This is a genomic window from Dechloromonas sp. ZY10 (genome assembly GCF_041378895.1).
GTDB lineage: Bacteria > Pseudomonadota > Gammaproteobacteria > Burkholderiales > Rhodocyclaceae > Azonexus > Azonexus aquae.
This window is the reverse complement of sequence record NZ_CP144212.1, coordinates 2,197,681-2,216,730: the sequence shown is the minus strand read 5'-3', so window position 1 is coordinate 2,216,730 and position 19,050 is coordinate 2,197,681. Positions and strand designations below refer to the sequence as shown.

7 protein-coding genes are annotated in these 19,050 nt (G+C 57.9%); 5 read left to right on the top strand and 2 right to left on the bottom strand.

Annotation, left to right across the window (positions count from 1 at the left end):
* Window positions 1–51: 51 nt before the first annotated feature.
* The gene (locus VX159_RS10060; RefSeq protein WP_371322755.1) at window positions 52–1,098 is read right to left on the bottom strand and encodes a quinone-dependent dihydroorotate dehydrogenase; all 1,047 of its coding nucleotides are present in this window, start codon (window positions 1,096–1,098) and stop codon (window positions 52–54) included.
* 208 nt (window positions 1,099–1,306) lie between these two features.
* Here VX159_RS10060 and VX159_RS10055 point away from each other — a divergent pair, with 208 nt between their 5' ends.
* The 4 genes from VX159_RS10055 to VX159_RS10040 are packed head-to-tail and all read left to right on the top strand — an operon-like array spanning window position 1,307 to window position 10,633.
* Window positions 1,307–3,661, top strand: a complete 2,355-nt coding sequence (locus VX159_RS10055) for an efflux transporter outer membrane subunit (RefSeq protein ID WP_371322754.1) — start codon at window positions 1,307–1,309, stop codon at window positions 3,659–3,661.
* A 14-nt stretch (window positions 3,662–3,675) separates the two neighbouring features.
* Window positions 3,676–5,367, top strand: a complete 1,692-nt coding sequence (locus VX159_RS10050) for a LuxR C-terminal-related transcriptional regulator (protein ID WP_371322753.1) — start codon at window positions 3,676–3,678, stop codon at window positions 5,365–5,367.
* Window positions 5,368–5,369: 2 nt separating this feature from the next.
* Window positions 5,370–9,263: a peptidase domain-containing ABC transporter gene (locus VX159_RS10045; RefSeq protein WP_371322752.1), complete on the top strand. Its 3,894-nt coding sequence runs from the start codon at window positions 5,370–5,372 to the stop codon at window positions 9,261–9,263.
* Complete coding sequence (locus VX159_RS10040) at window positions 9,260–10,633, top strand: HlyD family type I secretion periplasmic adaptor subunit (RefSeq protein ID WP_371322751.1); 1,374 nt, start codon at window positions 9,260–9,262, stop codon at window positions 10,631–10,633. The genes VX159_RS10045 and VX159_RS10040 overlap by 4 nt, the downstream gene beginning before the upstream one ends.
* A 467-nt stretch (window positions 10,634–11,100) precedes the next feature.
* Here the strand turns inward: VX159_RS10040 and VX159_RS10035 are convergent, their stop codons facing one another.
* Complete coding sequence (locus tag VX159_RS10035; RefSeq protein WP_371322750.1) at window positions 11,101–12,999, bottom strand: hypothetical protein; 1,899 nt, start codon at window positions 12,997–12,999, stop codon at window positions 11,101–11,103.
* A gap of 136 nt (window positions 13,000–13,135) precedes the next feature.
* Here VX159_RS10035 and VX159_RS10030 point away from each other — a divergent pair, with 136 nt between their 5' ends.
* A complete protein-coding gene (locus tag VX159_RS10030) occupies window positions 13,136–19,030 on the top strand; it encodes a choice-of-anchor K domain-containing protein (protein WP_371322749.1) in 5,895 nt (1,964 codons plus the stop codon).
* Window positions 19,031–19,050: the final 20 nt, after the last annotated feature.

Here is a 19,050-nt window from a genome sequence, read left to right as displayed (position 1 = left end):
CCCCACCGACAGCACATTCAACCCTGCGCTGCCCGTGGGAATCAATGGAAACTAGCGACTTTCGGGGCGCGTCATTTTGGCGAGTGTGTCCGCCACTTCGCTGACCAGGTCCGGCCCGCGATAGATGAAGCCGCTGTAGAACTGCACCAGACTGGCGCCAGCACGGATTTTTTCCGCCGCATCCTCGCCTCCCATGATGCCGCCGACGCCGATGATCGGCAGTTCGCCGGCCAGGGCGGCCGAAAGCTTGTGCAGTACATCGGTGGATTTGCGGAAGACGGGGGCACCCGACAGGCCGCCGGTTTCGTCTGCATTGGGCAGACCTTCGACGCCTTCGCGGGATAGGGTCGTATTGGTGGCAATCACCCCGTCGATCCGGTGGCGGCGCAGGGCATCGGCAATTGCGGTGATCTGCGTGTCGTCGAGATCAGGGGCGATTTTTAGCGCCATTGGTACGTACTTGCCGTACTGTTCGGCGAGTTGCTCCTGGCGGGCCTTAAGCTGCGCCAGCAGGTCGTCGAGGGCATCGTCCTTTTGCAGTTCGCGCAGGTTCTTGGTGTTGGGCGAAGAAATATTGACCGTAACGTAACTGGCGTCGTTGTATACCTTTTCCAGGCAGGTCAGGTAATCCTCTGCGGCCTTCTCGATCGGCGTCGTCGCATTTTTTCCGATATTGATTCCGAGAATTCCACCATTGCGGGGGAATTCGGCGCGGCGAACATTTTCCAGCAAGCGATCCACGCCGGCATTGTTGAAGCCCATCCGGTTGATGATTCCCTGGGCCTCGGGGAGCCGAAAAAGGCGGGGACGCGGGTTGCCGTCCTGTGGGCGGGGCGTGATCGTGCCGATTTCGATGAAACCGAAACCGAGTCGCGCCAGGCCGTCGATATGGTCGCCATTCTTGTCGAGGCCGGCCGCCAGTCCCACCGGATTGGGGAACTTCAGCCCCATGACTTCAACCGGGCAGGGGGCAACGGGTTTGGTCAGTAAACCGGCAAAACCTGCCGAGTGGAGGAAGGAAATGCCGCTCATGCCGATACCGTGGGCGGTTTCGGCATCAAGGGCAAAGAAGAATTTTCTGATTAATGGATAGAGCATAACTCCCCATAATACCATTGAATTTCGCTTTTGTGTATTGGTCATTGGATGGGGGTGTAAACTTCATGTTGTTTCAACAAAAAATTAACTTAATTGATGATTTAAAAAGAAAAAATTAAAGTTTTCCGGGGTTTTGTCGTTAAGTCGAGGAACGCTAATTGCTTAGGTGGCGCATTGTCATCTTGTAGATTGTTTGGTGGGTAATCTCATGCGTCCAATTCTTCGTCCTCTATGTGTATCGCTGGCGCTGATGTCGCTGGCCGGCTGCGCGGCAAAACGCAGTCAATATGACCTGCCTTCTGTGCCGATGACCGGAAGCTTCAAGCAGGTTGAGGCGACAGTGGCGCCAATTGAAGGGGATGCGGCTGTTGCCGCTTCCGAGCCGCGTGCTGTTGATGGCGAGGCATTGACCGAGTCACAACTGGGTGAATGGTGGCGTTTGCTGAATTCACCTGATCTTGATCAGCTGGTTGATCGGGTATTGGCGAATAATCACGATCTGCGGATTGCCACGTCGCGGATTGCCCAGGCAAGGGCGAGGATGGAACAGGCTGTGGCGGACGAGTTGCCAACCGTCAGTCTTCCTTATCAAGCCAAGATCGAGGCGCCGTTGCAGGGTATCGGGCGGCGTTTGCCGGGGGCGCCTCTGGAGTCGCGGCAAACTTATCAGATTGGTCCGCGTATCGACTGGCGAGTTGATTTGTGGGGGGAGCGCAGCGCGCTTGCCGAATCGGCGGATATGCAGCTGTGGCGAACCACATATCAGCGCGACGATACGCGCCGCACGCTGGTGGCCAATACCGTCGCGCTTTATGTCGAGTATCTCTCGTTGAACGACCGGGTGAAGGTTGCTCGCGATACGGAAAAGGTATTGCGCGACATGCTTTCGTCGGTGCGTTCCCGGATGGAGGTGGGTGATGCCACCGCGACCGAATTCGAGCAGCAGAAAGCGGCTGTTTATTCGGTTCAGGCAACCATCCCGGCTTTGTTGCTGCAGCGTGAAAACGTCATCAACGGCTTGGCGATCCTTGCCGGCGGGCCGCCGGTATCGCTGGCGCTGGAGGAAAAAGGGCTGGCTTCGCTGAATTTGCCGGCGGTGCTCCCGGGCTTGCCCGCCAGCTTGTTGGTGCGCCGCCCTGATGTGCGGGTGGTCGAGGCGCGGCTGTTGGCGGCCGATGCCGATATCGATGTCGCGCGAACGCGGATCTTGCCGCCCCTCGACCTGACCGCCCAGGTCGGTTATGGCAGCCTGAGCTTTTCACGGCTGTTTCAGTCAAGCAATCTGTTCTGGAACGCGGTAGCCAATTTGTCAGCCACCATTTTTGACTATGGCAAGCGGGCCAATGAAACGGTGTATGCCAAGGCCGTTTACGAAGAACTGGTCGAAACCTATGTCAAGGTGATCTACACCGCGATTCGCGAGACCGAGGATGGAATTGCCGCTGCCCAGATGAATGGCGAGCGGGAGCAGTCGCAGCAGCAGGCAGCTGATTCCGCCGAGCGTGCCTGGAAGCTGAGTGCCGAGGCTTACGATGCAGGGGCGATCGATTATCTGACTTTGCTTGATACCCAGCGTACCTATCATCGCAATCTGGATGAGTTGCATCGGGTGCGAATGGAACGCTTCCGGGGGGTCGTCTCTCTGTTTGCGGCCATGGGGGGCGGGATTCCGGTAGGTGATGCGCTACCCGGCAAAGGGGCTCGTCCGGCGCGGTTTGCGGCTGGTGGCAATGCGCCAGTGACCGATGAGGATCTGGCGGCAATCGACTGGCGGGCGGCGGCTCTCGAAAACAAGGATGCGCCCTGGTTGGTCGAGTTGGCCGGGTTGCAGGATCGGCAGGGCGTGGTGCATGTCTGGCGCGACTTGCGCCAGCGTTTTCCGACTGCCCTCGGCGACAAAAAGTTTTTCCCGCGTTTGCAGGGCCGGGTGGCCAGTAATAATGAAGAGCGGGCAACCTGGTACCGGGTTTTTGTCGGGGCGTTTGGCGACCAGGCGGGAGCCCTGGATTTTTGCCGTATCCTCGAGGCGGGGATGATGCGTTGCCGGCCTCTGGCCGCACAGGATGAGCAGTTCCGGGTGGCAATGGCCGAGCCGGAGCGTGCCAAGCGTGATGCGGCCACGGTCGACCGCCCGACGGATGTGAAAATCGCATTGCCTGCCCGTGATGCCGCAGCCGGTGCCGCCGGACTTCTCGCGGCTTCAGGTGGCGAAGTGCGTGGGGGGGCGAAGGCGGCGGTGACGACCGATGCCAAGGTGGTGGTACTGCCAGCGACCGGTTTGCGTTCTGCGCACTCGGTGCAGTTGGGGAGTGCCAGGGATGCCGCGGAGGCAGAGAAGGTCAAGGCTGCCTGGGTGCGCAAGGGCTATACCGCGTATGTCTATCCGCTCTTGACTGCTTCCGGCGGGATTTCCTATACCTTGCGTACCGGGGTCTATGGCAATGCGATCGACGCCTCCGAGCAGTGCGAGCGTATTCGCCAGAGGGAGGGTGTTCTGGTTTATCCGGTCAGTGTCCTGGTTGATGCTGACGGTTTGCCGGCCCCCCGTGTCCTGATTCGCTGAGAAGCTCGATGATCATGGCTGAATTGCCTCTCGACGACGCACCCGAGTTGTCTCCCCGGCAGAGGCAGATTCTTGACTTGCTGCGTGTCGGCAAGGTGAACAAAGAGATCGCCAATGAGCTCGGGATCGGCTTGGGAACGGTCAAGCAGCATATTGTCGCGATTTTCAAGAAGCTTAAAGTTCGCAATCGTGCGGCAGCCGTTTCCTGTGATTTGCAGCGGGGGCAGACTGAGTCTGAGGCGCCGGTATTTGCTACCGGGCTGCTGGAGCGCCGCCCCTGCGTGGTTCTGAGTTTGCTGCTGGCACCCGAGCAAGGGGGGGAGGGAGGCGAACATCAGGCGTTGATGCGTTTGCTGCATCAGTCACTGGCTGCCTATGCCTTCGATCACGATGCCGTTTTCCTTGCTCGGCACCAGTGTGCTGGCGATCTGATTTTCGGTATCCGCAGTGCTTGTACCCAGGACGTGTATCGAGCCGTGCTTGCGGCACGCTTGGTCTACCGCGCGGTCGCAGCGTCGGATGGGCGGCTGGCGCAAGGTTTGCGCGGTGCCATCACGGCGGGCCTGGCGGTAGTCAGTATCAATCGGCGCGGTGCCTGGTCGGGAGAGGCGATGGCCAGCAGCGCGATTGCCGACGCTCGCGACATGGCGGCCTCCGGTTCTGCGGGGGGCTTGCAATTGTCACCCCAGGCAAGAGCGATCCTGAATGCGCTGGGTCCCGTTCCACTTGGGCCAGAAACCGATTGCCTGCATTTTTCCACGGTCGACCATCTGGTTTGGCAAGAAATTGGCGGCGATCCTCCGGTGGCCTCCGGTTTGCTCGGGCGTAGCCGCGAGTTGCGGCAGATTGCAGCATGGTTAGCGCAAAGCCTGCTCAGGCGGCGCGGACTGTTCCTGCTTGAGGGTGAGATCGGGATGGGGAAATCAACCCTGTGCCGTCGTATCGCTCATGAGGGATGGTCGCGCGGTTGGCGCTTGCGCCATTTTTTCGCGCTGCACGATCTGGATGGGCCGTCGCTGCGCCAGTTACCCGAGGGGTTGCCGGTTGCGCCGCAATCAGTCTGTGACGAACCTGCAGGCTTGCCGACCGATGTTCCCGAAATTTTGCTGATCGACGATGCCAATCTGCTTCCCGGTCCGGTTCTCGCGAGTCTGGTCGAGGCCTGTATCCGCCAGGGGCGCTTGTTGCTGTTGGCCGGACGGCGTTTTCCCGAGTCTATTGGGAATCCGGATGCGGCACTCCGACTGGGACGGCTTGCCCCCGAGGCCACGGCGGCGTTGCTGCAGGCTGCGGCCACTCGGTATGCGGCCGAAGCGGCTGCGCTAGGGGGGCGGCAGATATCCTGGGGCGAATTGGCTGAAATGGCGTGTGGGGTTCCTCTATTCGCCTGCGAAATGGCGCGAGCAAATCTGCACGAACCTGGTGCCGGGCTGACTTTGGCATTGCGGCTGGCAATTGCGGCACGACTTGACCCGATGGGCCTGGACCGGCTTCTGCTACGCCAGGTCGCCCGCTCCGAAGGGGAGTCGGCAGGGTGCCGGGAAGGGGCCGAACTGGCCGGAAAAATCGGTGTCTCGGCTGAAGTGCTGTCGATCCAGATCGAGCAGGCAGTCAGCGCCGGAGTGTTACGGCGTGGTGATCAGGGCCGTTTGGCTTTTGTTCATCCCTTATTGCGCCAAGCAATCTTACAATCGGAAATCTCTTGATCATGTCGCTGCATTTAGCTCCGTTTTTCTCAAAATCCAAAGGCGATAGGCTTGATCTTTCCCCATTGCGGGAAATTTTCCAGTCGCCGGATTTAAGGCGAGTCTTGCCCGGGGTGGTGACGGCTGCGCTGTTGTACAACATTCTGGCTTTTGCACTACCGCTGGCGATCTTGCAGATCATGGATCGGGTGGTGATCAATCAGTCGTTGGGGACGCTGGCGTTCATCGTGATCGGCGTTCTTTGCGGCCTGATGCTGGAGGAGTTCCTGCGTGCCTTGAACGGCGCATTGACCGGTTGGCTGGGGGCCCGCTTCGAGCATTCGGCGAGTGTCGGTGCCTTGCGCCATCTCCTGCGCGTCCCTCTGCGGCGGCTGCAGATGGAAGAGCCCGGAGTGCATGCAGAGCGGATTGCTGCTTCGGCCAAGGTTGCGGATTTTTACTCCGGGCAGGCTTTGCTGGTTCTTTTCGATTTGCCGTTCGTCCTGCTGTTCCTGCTGTTGACCTACGTGATCGGAGGCTGGGTGGTTGCCATTCCGATTGTGCTGCTGGTGGTGTTTGCCTTCGTGATTGTCCGTTTCGGCAACTGGATTCGCCATCTTGTCGAGCAACGGCAGGTTTTTGATGACCGCCGGTTCAATTTCCTGATCGAGGTGCTCTCCGGGATTCACACGGTCAAGACCATGTCGATGGAAAACCAGATGGAGCGGCGCTACGAATTGCTGCAGGCAAGCAACGCTGAAATGGGCGAACGCCTGGCGCGCGGAACGGCGCTGGGCGGGGCGATCGGCAGCCTGTTCTCGCAGTTGATGGTGGTCGGTGTCGTGTTTGCCAGTGTTTGGGGGGTTCTCGCCGGGGATATGACGCCGGGCGGCTTGTCTGCCTGCATGATGCTGTCGGTGCGTTCCCTGCAGCCCTTGCGGCGAGGGCTGGCGATCTGGTTGCGGTACCAGTCCTTCCTGAATGCGCGTGGTCGCCTGCAGGAAATTGCCGATATGCCGGCGGAGGACGAAGGCAAGCGGCCGGCGATGCCACCGATGAAGGAGCGTTTGGAACTGCTCGACATCAGCTTGCGCTATGGCAAAAATGCTCCGTTGTTTGATGGTCTGTCACTATCGGTCAGGGCTGGCGAGTGCGTTGCCATTCGCGGCGACAGCGGCAGCGGCAAGAGTAGCTTGCTGGCCTTGCTGAACGGTCTGGACTGGCCGGATAGCGGCGAGGTCAGGGTGGATGGCCGCCTGTTGTCGGAATTCGATATCGAGAGTGTGCACTGCCAAATTGGTTTGTTGAATCAAAATGGCAGCATCATCAGTGGCACGATCTTGCAGAACATGACCATGTTCGACAGCAGCCTGAATGCGGCTGCACTTGAGATGGCGCAGCAGTTGGGGCTCGACCGCGTGGTTGCCGGTTTGCGTATGGGTTATGAAACGCCGCTGGGGGAAAGTAATGCCGATACCCTGCCGGCAGGGATCAAGCAATTGATCTCGATTGTTCGGGTGTTGATCCGGAACCCTAGTGTCATTCTTTTCGATGAGGCCAATATCACCCTGGATATGCCGGGGGATCAGGCATTGCGTAGTTATCTCGAAAAGCGCAAGGGAGAATCTACCCTGATTTTGGTGACTCATCGGCCATCTTTGTTGAGCATGGCGGATCGGGTTCTCTTCCTGGAGGAAGGGCAGCTGACTGCCACCCCGAAATCGAATCATGACTTGACCGAAAGCGCTGAAAACAAGCGGATCGAGCTGCGTGCCGCGGACCGGCCGGCAACGATTTTAGGTTTGGAACAGATTGTTTCGAATCATTTCCCTGAGGCCAATGATTACTCCCGCTGTCTGCCAAAACTATTGCAGGCCCTGGGCTGGCAAGGCGACGTGAAGCAACTGGCAGAGGCGTTGCCGCATATGCTGCCGCGCCTGGACATCTCGGGGCTGTGCTCGGTGATGGCCAATCTCGATTTGCCGCCCAGGCACATTGCAACTCATCTTGATCGTCTGGACGAAAGATTCTTCCCTTGTCTCTTTTCGGGGGATGCGCAGCCTGCTCTGGTCATCTTGGAACGAATGCCGGACGGGCGGTTGCGTTGTTTCGACGGTGGCGTGATGGAGGAACGTTTGATCGAGCCGGAAAAACTGGCCGGGCATCTGTACGTCTTCCCAAAAATCGACCCGCATGCCAGCAAAAACAAGCCAGCGGTCGGCGGCTCCTGGTTTGGGAATCTGCTGTTCCGGTTCCGCAAGCATATTTTGCTCGCCTTCGTGTTGACCGTGTTCAACACGATTTTGGCATTGGCTCCGCCCTTGTTTGTAAAAAGCATTTTCGACCATGTCTTGCCGACGCAGGATACGGAAATGTTGTTCTATCTGCTGTTGGGGGTGTTGCTGGTTCTCGTCCTCGACTTCGTTCTTTGTCGTTTGAAGGGTGAGGTCAGTGCCTATGTCGGAGGCAGGACAGAGTTTGTTGTGGGAACCAGCGTCTTCCGCAAGATTATCAATTTGCCGGTGGCTGCAACCGAAGGTGCCTCGGTGAACAAACAGGTCAGCCGTATTCGCAGCTTCGAAAGCTTGCGGGAGTTCTTCCTCGGGCCCCTTTCGGTGATGGCTTTTGACATGCCGGCCAATATTGTGATTTTGGTTGCAATCGCCATTCTCTGTCCGCAGGCGCTGATTGTTGTTTTCATAACCGGCATGATGTTTGCCGGGTTGGCCTGGTTCAGTCATACCACCCAGCAGCGTTTGCTGAATGTTTCCACGCATGCGGTAACCGCTCGTTCGGAGTTCTTGAACGAAACCGTTTCGCAAATCCGGACCATCCGCTCAGTAGGGTGTCGTGAGGTTTGGCTGGAGCGCTTCCGGCAACTGAGTGCCAGGGCGGTCAAGGAAAATTATCGCGATGCTCAGTCCCAGGCTCGGATCAGCGGCATCAGCCAGGCGTTGGGAACGGCGACTGGCTTGGGGACTCTGGCGACGGCTGCCTACATGACGATTGAAGGGGTTGTTACCGGTGGTGTCATGATTGCCACCATGATGCTGGTTTGGCGCCTGACCGGTCCAATGCAGAATTTCTTCTCGGCCGCCACCTCGTTGATCAAGATCCGTTCAAGCATGCAGCAGGTCGAGGCATTGATGCGGATGCAGGCCGAACACGATACCGGAGTCCGGCAAACCATCCGACCTCCTACCCAGGGTAGCATCAGCTATTCACGAGTCTCTTTCCGTTACACCACCGATGCCGATCCTGCTTTGCTGGGGGTGAGCTTTGATGTCGAACCGGGGCAGGTGGTGGTGATTACGGGACCCAACGCATCCGGCAAGTCCTCCCTGCTTAAATTGCTGACGCGTGCCTTTGTTCCGCAAGCAGGGACAATCAGACTCGATAGCGTTGATATTCGCCAGATGCAGATCAGCGACTTGCGTAGTCAGATCAGCTACATGCCCCAGCAGTGTGAATTGTTCTATGGGACAGTGGCGCAAAACCTCCGCTTGTCGAATCCCGCAGCGACGGACGAGGAGTTGGTCTGGGCAATCGAAATGACGGGCTTGCGTTCAGATATCGAGGCTTTGCCGGAAGGATTAAACACCCGGATTGCGAGCAGTCGGGCTGATCAGCTTCCGAACGGCTTCAAGCAGCGTCTGGTACTGGCCAGAACAATTCTGCGGCCGGCACCGGTGGTCATGCTTGATGAGCCGGGTACCGGGCTGGACGATGTGGGTGAAGCTTATCTCCAGCATTGCATTGAGTGGTTGCGAGGGCGGGCAACATTGCTCATCGTTTCACATCGTCCTAGTCATATGCGCTTGGCGGATATGGTGGTGGTCATGAATCAGGGCTCCATTGTCGCAATGGGGAATTACGATAGTGTCAAAGGAAAGCTCTCGATGGGAGCGGGCAAATGATTTTCAAGAAACAACAGAACAATCCGGAAAAAATGCAGGGTAAAGCAGCCTTGGGCAGCCGCGAGCGTCGCTTGCTGTCTGAGACCGCGCAGATCGAGGAGGAGGTGGTCCCCTCCTTTGTTCGTCCTTTGCTCAGCGTTGCGGCGGTTACCGTCAGCGCTTTCATCCTGTGGGCCGCAGTCACCGAGATTACCGAAGTCGCCAGAGCCCCGGGAGAGATTTTGCCGGTCGGTAAAATCAAGGTGGTTCAGCATATGGATGGTGGCGTCGTTTCGGAAATCGCGGTCCAGGAACGAAGTTTGGTACAGGCCGGGCAGGTTCTGCTGAAGATCGATGGTTCTCAGGCCAATGCCGACTTGGCGCAGATGGAGGCGCGGCGCACTGCGCTGTCTTTGCGTGCGGAACGCCTTGAGGCATTCGCCGAGGGGCGCAAACCCCAGTTTTCCGATTCCGGCAATGGTTTTGCTCAGCTATTGGCCGGGCAGCAGGATGCTTTCCGTGCACAGCAAGCGGCCAGGGATTCCACCACTTCGATTCAGGATCGCCAGATTGAGCAGCGTACCCGCCGGTTGGCGCAGCTGGAAGAGGCCCTGAAGGCTGCTCGGGAGCAGCAGAAAATCACTGCGGAATTGACCAACATGCGCGAAGATTTGGCGTCGCGTCGCCTGGTCAATCGTACCGTCTTGCTTGAAACCAAGCGGGCGCAAATTACCGCAGACGGTGAAGTGGCCCGTATCAACGAAGAAATCAATGTGGTCCGCCAGGAATTGGCCGAGTTTCGCAATCGGCGTGCCGATACCCTCAATCAATTGCAGCGCGAGGCCTTTTCGGAGTTGGGCAGCGTGCGCGCAGAAATCGCGGAGGTCGAGGAGTCGATCCTGCGCCTTCAGGCTCGGGTCGACCGTCTGGTGGTAAAGGCTCCGCACCGAGGCTACATACAGGATCTCAAGGTGCAGACGGTGGGCCAGGTAATTCAGCCGGGTGCATTGCTGATGCAGATCGTTCCTGACGATGCACCGTTGGAGGCGGAGGTCAGGATCTCTCCCAAGGACATTGGGCATGTTCGCACCGGTCAGACGGTGAATATGCGGGTCAGCAGCTACGATTACACCCGTTTTGGCTACGCTACGGGAAAGTTGGAGCGCATTTCAGCCTCAAGCGTGACTGCCGAGGATAATCGTGACAACAAGACTTACTATCGTGCCTGGGTCAGTCTCGATAAGTCGTATGTTGGCTCGCAACCTGGGCGCTACCCTTTGCAGCCGGGGATGAGTATTGAGGCCGAGGTCATTACAGGCAAGAAGACTTTCATGGCTTATCTGACCAAGCCTTTGGTGGATTCAATGTCCCGCTCTTTCCACGAGCGATAGGTTAGTAAGGGCTATAACTTTCGGCTGTCTTTGGTGTTGTGCGGCTGTGTCTTAGCATGAGCGTATCGAGTATTGCGCTCAGGGACTACGATCATGGCCGAACAACATCAACAAAACGATTTCACGTCACAAAATAACACTCAGCAGGAGTCGCTGCTGTTTGACGAGATGACGGTGCTTAGCCGCCAGGAGGGGAAGGCTGCCGAGTCTGTTGATGATGTAATCAAGGCGCCTTCCGCAGCGGAAGACAGCGGGCTGGAAAACCTCCAGACTGATACGGGCTACCTTGAGGATGGAACCAGGGCGGGGGTGGTTGATCCGTTTGTGATTCCGGACGAAGGCTTGGCCATTGACCCTACTGGCGTAGAGGCTGGCAAGCGGCCTCCGATTTTTGATGATGGATCCGCTGGCGCGCAAATTCCCGTGCCATTGGTGGATCAGCCGCTACCAGCGGCCGAGATCGATTTTCAGAACGAGCCGCCAAGGAATGGTCCTGAAAGAGATCCTAGGGTATTCGAAACAGTAGTCCCTTTGCCTGCTGAAGGGGAACCGGAAAATACGCCCGAGGTTGTGTCGGCGCAGGATCTTGGTAATGCTGTACAGACAACTGCCCAAGCGAATCCTCCGGTAGGGCCAAGCATAACGCCCACGCCCCCGGCTACTGATGCCCCGAAGCCGACGGTCACCGAAACCCCGACGCCGACCCCGACGGTCACCGAAACTCCGACGCCCACGCCGACGGTCACCGAAACTCCGACGCCCACGCCGACGGTCACCGAGACTCCGACGCCGACCCCGACGGTCACTGAGACCCCGACGCCGACTCCGACGGTCACTGAGACCCCGACGCCCACGCCGACGGTTACCGAAACCCCGACGCCGACCCCGACGGTCACCGAGACTCCGACGCCGACCCCGACGGTCACTGAGACCCCGACGCCGACCCCGACGCCGACCCCGACGGTCACCGAAACTCCGACGCCCACGCCGACGGTCACCGAGACTCCGACGCCGACTCCGACGGTCACCGAGACCCCGACGCCCACGCCGACGGTTACCGAAACCCCGACGCCGACCCCGACGGTCACCGAAACTCCGACGCCCACGCCGACGGTCACCGAGACTCCGACGCCCACGCCGACGGTTACCGAAACCCCGACGCCGACCCCGACGGTCACCGAGACTCCGACGCCGACCCCGACGGTCACCGAGACTCCGACGCCGACCCCGACGGTCACTGAGACCCCGACGCCGACTCCGACGGTCACTGAGACCCCGACGCCCACGCCGACGGTCACCGAAACCCCGACGCCCACGCCGACGGTCACCGAGACCCCGACGCCGACCCCGACGGTCACTGAAACTCCGACGCCGACTCCGACGGTCACTGAGACCCCGACGCCGACCCCGACGGTCACCGAGACCCCGACGCCGACCCCGACGGTCACTGAGACCCCGACGCCCACGCCGACGGTCACCGAGACTCCGACGCCGACTCCGACGGTCACCGAGACCCCGACGCCCACGCCGACGGTCACCGAAACTCCGACGCCGACCCCGACGGTCACCGAGACCCCGACGCCGACCCCGACGGTCACTGAGACCCCGACGCCCACGCCGACGGTTACCGAAACCCCGACGCCGACTCCGACAGTCACCGAAACCCCGACGCCCACGCCGACGGTCACCGAAACCCCGACGCCCACGCCGACGGTCACCGAGACTCCGACGCCCACGCCGACGGTCACCGAGACCCCGACGCCGACTCCGACGGTCACTGAGACTCCAACGCCGACCCCAACGACGACGAAGCCTGAGACGACCAAGCCTGAGACGACCAAGCCTGAGACGACCAAGCCTGAGACGACCAAGCCTGAGACGACGAAGCCTGAGACGACGAAGCCTGAGACGACCAAGCCTGAGACGACCAAGCCTGAGACGACCAAGCCTGAGACGACCAAGCCTGAGACGACCAAGCCTGAGACGACGAAGCCTGAGACGACGAAGCCTGAGACGACGAAGCCTGAGACGACCAAGCCTGAGACGACGAAGCCTGAGACGACGAAGCCTGAGACGACCAAGCCTGAGACGACCAAGCCTGAGACGACGAAGCCTGAGACGACGAAGCCTGAGACGACGAAGCCTGAGACGACGAAGCCTGAGACGACGAAGCCTGAGACGACGAAGCCTGAGACGACCAAGCCTGAGACGACGAAGCCTGAGACGACCAAGCCTGAGACGACGAAGCCTGAGACGACCAAGCCTGAGACGACGAAGCCTGAGACGACCAAGCCTGAGACGACGAAGCCTGAGACGACGAAGCCTGAGACGACCAAGCCTGAGACGACCAAGCCTGAGACGACCAAGCCTGAGACGACGAAGCCTGAGACGACGAAGCCTGAGACGACGAAGCCTGAGACGACGAAGCCTGAGACGACGCCAGAGCCTTCCGCTGCAGTCGACGATAGTGCGGCCCAGGTACAGGAAGGTGCTTCGGTTGGTTTGACTGGTAACGTCCTAGATAACGATCACCTTGGTACTCATCCAGAAGTCGTGTCCTTCCAGTACGCCGCCCAAGGAGGTGCTACTGCGACGGCGCTCGCGGGTGAAACCGTGACGACTGAGCACGGAGGGGCTCTGACAGTCAATGCCGATGGGACATGGACGTACTTGCCTCCCGCAAGTGCTGATCACTCTGCGACCGATTCGCTTGCCGGCGAAGGGTTTACCTACGCCGCAAAAGCTGCAGGTAGCGACCAGTTGTTCTATGCCAAGCAGTCAATCAACCTTCTTGATGGTGCTCCTGATGCACTTGACGACCTTGATCACGTAGAGGCTCGTGATGGTGCCGTTACAGTAGGAAATGTGATTACCGGCGCTGGCGATGCCGATGCAGATTTGGTTCAGGATAGCCAGGGGCCGGATGTCAAGGCCCAATTGGTCGATGTCAGTCATAACGGACATCAGGTCAGCTTTGATAATCCTGCTGATGTAAAAGTCGATGCAAATGGCAAGCAATACCTTGAGATCGCTGGTGATCACGGTGTATTGCATGTCTATCGCGATGGTAGCTATACCTATGAGGTGACCAACCCGCCAGTATCTACGCATACGGTATCGGAACAGGCTGGTTGGGGGGCGGTGGATCTGAAGGCCTTCAGTTTTGGCAGAAGTTATACCAATGCGGATGGTTCTCTGAATCTTGCCAACAGCAATGTCGCAGTCAGTCACCAAGGGAGTGGTCTTGGCGTCGTTGGAACTCAGAACAACATGCCTGTTCCTGAGCAGATCAACTACGACAGCAAGACTGGAACCAGTGAGGCCTTGGCAGTCGATCTCAAGACATCAGCCAATAAAGCAGTCGTTGAACTGAGTAATCTCTACAAAAACGACAATGGCGGTGTTGCTGGCGATAGTGAGCAGGGACGCTGGGAGGCATTTGACTCTTCAGGGAAACTTGTCGGTTCTGGAACCCTCAATGCTTCGACGGTCGAGTACTACAACGAGCATCAAGGTTTTGCGACGATCGAACTGGCCAATGGCGGGAATTTCCAATACCTCGTCTTTACGTCCAAACCCTATGCAAATCCTGCGATTAATGCGGCGGATAGCAGTGACTATTTTGTCAAAGGAGTTAAATACGACGCAGTTGGCGTGGCCGACGATCAATTCCATTATGTGATCCTGGATAAGGATGGCGACCGCTCGGATGCCACTTTGACGATCAACATGGACTCCAGTTATGCCTCTGTTCCGACGCAGGCGAATCTGCAGCTGTTTGCGGTGGTTGATGGCAAGTATGTGAATGCCAATGCGATTGCGGAGCCCGGGGTGTCAGGCGGTTTGCCAAGCACTGGTAGCTATGTGGTACTGGCAGTCGATGGTGCTGGCCAACCGCTGACGACACAGCCTGGCGGAACGGTTACGGTAAAAGTCGGTGGTGCAGGTGATACGGCAGCACTGGGTAGCGACTATGCTTCGGCGGCAACGGTGAAGGCCACAGTTGGGACGACCTTCAGCATCTCTGCCGTTGGGGATATGGTTGCCGAAGCGAAGGAGCAATTCTCGCTGTCGCTGAGCAACGACTGGAGTCAGGCCGGGCAGTACGATACGGTAAAGTACAGTGGTCAGGTCACGACAACGATTGTTGACGAGAGCAGCAACGGAATCAACGTGGGCCCGAAGGTTGGATCAGCGGCCGTCCATGTTTCGGACGAAGGATTGGCTGGCGGGATCAAGGATGCAACCGGTAATCCCGATACGACCGATGTGACTACGGTTTCCGGTGTCGTGACTTTCTCGGATGCTGATGGCGATGCCGTGGCATTGAGCCTGAATCAACCGGTCGGCAGCCTGAGTTCGGGCGGCGTGACGGTTGTTTGGGAGGGGCAGGGTTCGCAGTTGCTGGTAGGCAAGGCTGCTGGAACCGAAGTGATGCGAATCACGATTGACGATCAGGGTAATTATCAGGTCAAGCAGTCGGCACCGATTGATCATCCGAATACGGGTAGCGAAGATGCCGTGTCGTTCAACGTAGGAATTGTCGCAAGTGATGGCAAGGCGACCAGCAGTGGCAGCCTGACGGTGACGGTGGAAGATGATCGACCGGTCGCATGTACGCCTTCGCGGACGATGGAAGTTGAACTTGACCACATCGTGGTGAAAAACCTGAAGGCAGGGTTTACCAGTCCAGCATTCGAGAACGGCACCGGTCAGGTGACGGCGACGAATACGGATGCGGATACCTATGTTGATAAGCTCAGTTGGGGCACGAAAGCCTCTCCAGACCAACAGCAATCAGGCTATACGCTGGTGGATAACCCGAGCTTTGCTTCCGGTCAGGGGGCTGAAGTGGATGCGGGCAGTGTATTCAAACTGGCCGACTTCACGCACAACAATTGGACGATTACTTCCAGCAGTTCGCAGCTGGACACGGTACACCTGAAGCTGGATCTCGAGGTTGAGATCAACGGGGTGACGAATGTGGTTCCGGTCACGCTGGATCTGTTGCTCGATCACACTGAAACACCGAACAGTGGCGATGCGATGAAGTCGCGAGACATCATCAAGCTGCCGCAGGACAACGTCGTTGTGAATATCGAGGGACGGGAATATACCTTCCACCTTGAGGGTTTCAAGGATGCCGCAGGTAATTTCGTTAAGACGATCTATACCAACGAAGGTGCAAACAATACCTTTGGTATTTACGGCAGCATTCAGTCGACCGCAGAAACCGAATCGTTGAGCGGCACGGTGTGTGCGAAGCCTGGAGCAGATGGTCTGGGCGGAATTGTCTGGGGTGACCTTTCGAATCCGTACGGGACACTGGAGGTTGATGCGCAGGGTGGCTACAAGTTTGTGCTTAATCCGGAGACCAAGGTGCTGTTGGCTAATGGTCAGGATTTGACGCACACATTTAGCTACAAGGTGATCGACAAGGATGGAGACAGCGTTGACAGCACGCTGACGATCAACATTGACGGCAAGGATGCGCCGATTGAACTCAGCGCTAATCTGCAGCTGTTTGCGGTGGTTGATGGCAAGTATGTGAATGCCAATGCGATTGCGGAGCCCGGGGTGTCAGGCGGTTTGCCAAGCACTGGTAGCTATGTGGTACTGGCAGTTGATGGTGCTGGCCAACCGCTGACGACACAGCCTGGCGGAACGGTTACGGTAAAAGTCGGTGGTGCAGGTGATACGGCAGCACTGGGTAGCGACTATGCTTCGGCGGCAACGGTGAAGGCCACAGTTGGGACGACCTTCAGCATCTCTGCCGTTGGGGATATGGTTGCCGAAGCGAAGGAGCAATTCTCGCTGTCGCTGAGCAACGACTGGAGTCAGGCCGGGCAGTACGATACGGTAAAGTACAGTGGTCAGGTCACGACAACGATTGTTGACGAGAGCAGCAACGGAATCAACGTGGGCCCGAAGGTTGGATCAGCGGCCGTCCATGTTTCGGACGAAGGATTGGCTGGCGGGATCAAGGATGCAACCGGTAATCCCGATACGACCGATGTGACTACGGTTTCCGGTGTCGTGACTTTCTCGGATGCTGATGGCGATGCCGTGGCATTGAGCCTGAATCAACCGGTCGGCAGCCTGAGTTCGGGCGGCGTGACGGTTGTTTGGGAGGGGCAGGGTTCGCAGTTGCTGGTAGGCAAGGCTGCTGGAACCGAAGTGATGCGAATCACGATTGACGATCAGGGTAATTATCAGGTCAAGCAGTCGGCACCGATTGATCATCCGAATACGGGTAGCGAAGATGCCGTGTCGTTCAACGTAGGAATTGTCGCAAGTGATGGCAAGGCGACCAGCAGTGGCAGCCTGACGGTGACGGTGGAAGATGATCGACCGGTCGCATGTACGCCTTCGCGGACGATGGAAGTTGAACTTGACCACATCGTGGTGAAAAACCTGAAGGCAGGGTTTACCAGTCCAGCATTCGAGAACGGCACCGGTCAGGTGACGGCGACGAATACGGATGCGGATACCTATGTTGATAAGCTCAGTTGGGGCACGAAAGCCTCTCCAGACCAACAGCAATCAGGCTATACGCTGGTGGATAACCCGAGCTTTGCTTCCGGTCAGGGGGCTGAAGTGGATGCGGGCAGTGTATTCAAACTGGCCGACTTCACGCACAACAATTGGACGATTACTTCCAGCAGTTCGCAGCTGGACACGGTACACCTGAAGCTGGATCTCGAGGTTGAGATCAACGGGGTGACGAATGTGGTTCCGGTCACGCTGGATCTGTTGCTCGATCACACTGAAACACCGAACAGTGGCGATGCGATGAAGTCGCGAGACATCATCAAGCTGCCGCAGGACAACGTCGTTGTGAATATCGAGGGACGGGAATATACCTTCCACCTTGAGGGTTTCAAGGATGCCGCAGGTAATTTCGTTAAGACGATCTATACCAACGAAGGTGCAAACAATACCTTTGGTATTTACGGCAGCATTCAGTCGACCGCAGAAACCGAATCGTTGAGCGGCACGGTGTGTGCGAAGCCTGGAGCAGATGGTCTGGGCGGAATTGTCTGGGGTGACCTTTCGAATCCGTACGGGACACTGGAGGTTGATGCGCAGGGTGGCTACAAGTTTGTGCTTAATCCGGAGACCAAGGTGCTGTTGGCTAATGGTCAGGATTTGACGCATACATTTAGCTACAAGGTGATCGACAAGGATGGAGACAGCGTTGACAGCACGCTGACGATCAACATTGACGGCAAGGATGCGCCGATTGAACTCAGCGCTAATCTGCAACTGTTTGCGGTGGTTGATGGCAAGTACGTGCATGCCAATACCCTTGCTGAGCAGGGTGAGTCGTGCGTCTTCCCGAGCACCGGCAGTTATGTGGTTCTTGCCGTGGATGCCGCTGGTCACCCGCTGGCGAGCCAGCCCGGTGGAACGGTCACTGTCGAGGTCGGAGGGGCTGGAAATAGCGCGACCCTAGGGGTTGACTATGCCTCGGCAGCAACGCTCAAGGCTACGGTGGGCAGCACCTTCAGGATCAATGTGATTGATGATGCGCATGCCGACAGTAACGAGCAGTTCACGCTTAAGCTGGGTAATGACTGGAGCAATGCGGGTAGCTACGATCTGGTCAGTTACGACAAGACTGCGGTGGTGACAACGATTATCGATGACGATGCAATGCCTGCGACGGCAACGCAGATTCCGTATGCCATTTCCAATGTTCTGATGTTGGTCGAGAAGGCCGATGGTAGTGTTTTGGCCGTCAAGATCGATTGCTACGGAGGTGATATCAAGAATCCGGCGCACCCGGAAGGTTATGTTGCAGAAGTCGAGCGCCTTTATGGTGGTGAAGTGAACGATTACTACATCAAGGCCGGAACCCGGTTCTATGATGCGGACGGTCACCAGATCACCCCATCCAGCGAAGGGCTTTCCCCTTATCTGACTGGCGGCGGCACCACTTTTGGCGGTAGGAATGTCCAGGTGGTTGCAGAGGATGATCTCAACTGGAGCAAGCCCGATATCGGTAGCAGCACGGATATCCGACCGGTTAGCCTTGATGGAACCTTTGAGGATGCCACGCTGTATGGTCGAGCCGGCAATGACACTTTTGCCGGAAGCTTTACCGATGTCGAACTGCACGGTGGGGATGGCAACGATACTTTCCTCTTCCGTGATTTCGAAGGTGATGTAACGGTGGATGGCGGGAAGGGGGCTTGGACCGACGTCATCGAGATCGACATCGGTGGAGGTCCGGCGGCCTCGTTGCAATCCGGTGCTTGGACGCTGGAGGTTGAAGGGCAGCAGGTGGTCAATGCCAGCGAGCACGGCATCTTCGATACCAATGGCAAAGCCGGTGTGATCCATACGGAAAACGGTGATATCACCTTCGATAACATCGATAAAATCCAGTGGTAATGCCTGTTTAGACCGGGTAG

What these genes read in the sequence shown, in the direction of transcription:
- VX159_RS10060 (WP_371322755.1), bottom strand. Translation starts at nt 1,098, where the DNA reads ATGCTCTATCCATTAATCAGAAAATTCTTCTTTGCCCTTGATGCCGAA.
- VX159_RS10055 (WP_371322754.1), top strand. Translation starts at nt 1,307, where the DNA reads ATGCGTCCAATTCTTCGTCCTCTATGTGTATCGCTGGCGCTGATGTCG.
- VX159_RS10050 (WP_371322753.1), top strand. Translation starts at nt 3,676, where the DNA reads ATGGCTGAATTGCCTCTCGACGACGCACCCGAGTTGTCTCCCCGGCAG.
- VX159_RS10045 (WP_371322752.1), top strand. Translation starts at nt 5,370, where the DNA reads ATGTCGCTGCATTTAGCTCCGTTTTTCTCAAAATCCAAAGGCGATAGG.
- VX159_RS10040 (WP_371322751.1), top strand. Translation starts at nt 9,260, where the DNA reads ATGATTTTCAAGAAACAACAGAACAATCCGGAAAAAATGCAGGGTAAA.